The 3,161-nt window shown below is 49.2% G+C and carries 3 protein-coding genes; 2 read left to right on the top strand and 1 reads right to left on the bottom strand.

Annotation, left to right across the window (positions count from 1 at the left end; genetic code table 11):
- On the top strand, positions 1-219 hold a 219-nt coding region (locus A8707_RS25865), incomplete at its 5' end, for a DDE-type integrase/transposase/recombinase (RefSeq protein WP_156518841.1).
- A gap of 272 nt (positions 220-491) precedes the next feature.
- On the opposite strand, the gene A8707_RS29380 is transcribed toward A8707_RS25865, so the two are convergent.
- On the bottom strand, positions 492-773 hold the full coding sequence (locus A8707_RS29380) for a hypothetical protein (RefSeq protein ID WP_068820301.1): 282 nt from the start codon (positions 771-773) through the stop codon (positions 492-494).
- Positions 774-1,811: 1,038 nt separating this feature from the next.
- Here A8707_RS29380 and A8707_RS25855 point away from each other — a divergent pair.
- Positions 1,812-2,708 (top strand): bacteriorhodopsin-like, encoded by an 897-nt coding sequence (locus A8707_RS25855; protein ID WP_197485089.1) that lies wholly within the window; start codon positions 1,812-1,814, stop codon positions 2,706-2,708.
- The last annotated feature ends 453 nt before the right edge of the window (positions 2,709-3,161 follow it).

The raw sequence follows: 3,161 nt of genomic DNA, 5'->3' as shown, positions 1-3,161 counted from the left end.
AGCAAGTACCTGAATAACATCATCGAGCAGGATCACCGCAACATCAAGCGATTGACAAAGCCAATGATGGGATTCGGCTCATTCAACACAGCGAGACGAACCTTGAGTGGCATCGAAGCGATGAGTATGATTCGCAAAGGACAAGTGAAGGGAGTCAGCAAAGGGGACAGTGTATCTCAAGCGAAGTTTATCGAAGAACTGTTCGGAATTAGCGCTTAACGGAATGCGAACGAGATACTTCGTTTGTCACTAAAAAGTATTTGCGACACAAACACCAGAGGCTCCCCATCAAAAAGGGATTGGGATGCATTCGAGTAGGACATCGCTGCCTGATCCTCTGTGAGGGGGAGGCTCCCCACGATGCAGGGCTGAATCTTGTGACACTCTCACATTCCGAAAGGTGAGAGCAACGGGGAATACAAAGCAAGCCTAAATATTTCAGGAGTCCTCTCTACTCAACCGGGAACGCCTGATGGTGACAAGGAGAGTGATTACCTATCCGCATCCATGCAAACACAAACCGAACAGTAGTAACCTGCATCAAGTTCTTGCCTGTCAAGAGCGAGGTCAGCCACGTAATCACCAAATAGGTAGTGATTGCCTATAAACGCCTTGCATCTGCGACAGGTGTTTGCAACATATCGTTCTCCGGCTGTCTGGCTGTCGTGGGATCGCAAGAAAGCGCCATGCTGAGTGGCAAGCTGAATATCTAAGTCGGTAAAGTCTCCTATGTTCAGATATCCTGTATCTGCCCGTAGTGCTGCAACTTTCATCGGTGCCCGACACTTCCAGCAGTTTGCATCAATGATCAGTAGGCGTTTTTTCGTCGTGGCGTTCCCGTAGCAAAATTAAACTAAGTGACCCCTTCACAGGAGCCACTTAGTTTAATTTTGCTACGGGAACGCCAAATAGGTTTATGCAAAGAAACCCAGTTTGACCCAACCCGTAGCGCGGCACCAAGACCCAGGAAAACCCTTTACAAAAGTTTTCAAAACCCGTCAATTATGTAAATAGCTCGTTATAGTAGTTAACATAACGAAGCAAACAAGCGCCCCGCCTCATTCCTACTGATCGGTACACAATTTTTACCGTCATCGGTCGCAGGAGATAGCGATTGTGTAAGCAATCGAATTCCCCTTAGAGCAAGCGTCTAGTCTCAGACTCTTTGCCGATCAATTGCAGCGGCTGTCTCATTAATTGGGGCAAGCCTTCCCTCTGTAACCGTACAAGCTGATGCTGCAGCAGAAAATGACGTATCAAGAGCTTCTACAGCAAGACTGGAGACTGGCTTTAGCTGTTGCTTCTCTTTGATTGGAGACGCACTCTAGCTTTTTACCTGAACCAATACTTACCACTACAAAATTTGGAGTCATCATCATGGCAAATGTGACGAGAGTAAACTAAGACTAATTTTCTTGGAGCATGCACATGCTTGAGTCCTCACCAAGGGCCTTGATTAGGGGGGGTATGGCGAGTCGGACGCTTCCACCAGTCCAGTTCTTGCAGCCTCTGATGTGACTGTGATGTCTGCTGAAAGGGCGGTATAGACGGTCACTTCTGCTCCCGATGAGAGCGATCGCACGAGTGCACTGCTCGGCTGCTGACCCAAACAACTGAGCCAGCTAAGCCTCGCATGCGCCTGGTGTGAAAGGGGCAACGATCAGCATGAGCACCCTCCCAAGCCTAATGCAAGCTCAAACTGAGCCAAGCAGAAACTGGATTGACTCGCTGCATGAATCGCCAAGGATGCACCAGCGAGTCACCGCAATCACAGTTAACACATTCATCACTACTATATGGAGACAACTTTGATGTTAGTCATCTCTTTAGTACCCGATGGCACGCTTCTGGGCGCGCTGACAACGGGTGATATGTCGGATCGGTTATCGACAGCGCTATCGTTGACACCGAGCCAATTCAATTTGATTTACAACGCTTTCTCGTTTGCGATTGCCGCGATGTTTGCGTCCGCCCTCTTCTTCTTCAATGCGCGTGCGCAGGTCGGGCAAAAGTATCAGCTTGCCTTGTTGGTCTCAGCGATCGTTGTCAGCATTGCTGGCTACCATTACTTCCGGATTTTCAATAGTTGGGATGCCGCCTATAGTTTGCAGAATGGCGCATACATGCCCACAGGTGCACCGTTTAATGATGCCTACCGCTATGTGGATTGGCTACTGACGGTGCCGCTACTGTTAGTTGAAGCCGTTGCCGTGCTGGCATTGCCAAGAAAAGTAGCAAGACCGCTGCTGACCAAACTAGTACTTGCATCGATCGTGATGATTGCCACAGGCTATCCGGGTGAAATCTCTAACAATCTTACTACTCGGATGATCTGGGGCACGGTCAGCACGATCCCCTTTGCCTACATTCTCTATGTCTTGTGGGTCGAGTTGTCCAAGTCGCTGGTGCGTCAGCCCAGCGCTGTGAGGACTTTAGTGCGCAGCATGCGTTTGCTGCTGTTGTTCTCATGGGGTGTTTACCCCATTGCCTACCTGTTACCAATGCTGGGCATTGTCGGGACCACAGCGACGGTAGGGGTGCAACTGGGTTATACGATCGCGGACGTTCTAGCCAAGCCCCTCTTTGGTCTGCTTGTTTTTGCGATCGCCATCACGAAAACAAAGCTTGACCAAGACAACAATGGTTTGACTGACGAACTGGGTCATGCGCCTGAACTCGACGTGCTTCCCACACCGACTCAGTCATAGCAGGCTCAGTCATCACAGACTTAGGAGGGTTCGTAGCCTTTGATCGGAGCGGTCGTTGATAGTGAACCGTGCCTTTCAGTTAAAGGCTATGAATCCTCCATTCTTTTATTGACATAGAACACAGACGTGAATTTTAGGGAAAACAAATCTGGGGTTAATGAAGCCCTCTCCGTGAGCTGGTCACTTGGTACCCCCTCCTTGCCCTTCTGCTGCGCGGGGCAATCACGCAGATTTTTGCTGTGGGTCTAAACGCGCCTGAAAAGCTAAAGCAAGGTACACGACATCTAATTGCCGAGAATCGTCAAATTATGTAAATATTTCGTTACACTAATTTACATGGTGTAACAAACGGGGACAAACCTTTGTTCACGGCTTTATCTCCTTGAGGGCGCAAGTGATCGTTATGGATCAAGTCACCGAACTCACTTTAGAGCAAGCCTTCAGCCTCAGACG

The organism is Phormidesmis priestleyi BC1401, from assembly GCF_001650195.1.
In the GTDB taxonomy this organism is placed as follows: domain Bacteria; phylum Cyanobacteriota; class Cyanobacteriia; order Leptolyngbyales; family Leptolyngbyaceae; genus Phormidesmis_A; species Phormidesmis_A priestleyi_B.
The sequence above is the reverse complement of the archived record's forward strand: the minus strand, read 5'-3'. Positions and strand labels throughout refer to the sequence as shown.

Bases quoted from the DNA above. Each gene is read 5' to 3' on its own strand.
- A8707_RS29380 (WP_068820301.1), bottom strand. From the start codon at position 773: ATGAAAGTTGCAGCACTACGGGCAGATACAGGATATCTGAACATAGGA.
- A8707_RS25855 (WP_197485089.1), top strand. From the start codon at position 1,812: ATGTTAGTCATCTCTTTAGTACCCGATGGCACGCTTCTGGGCGCGCTG.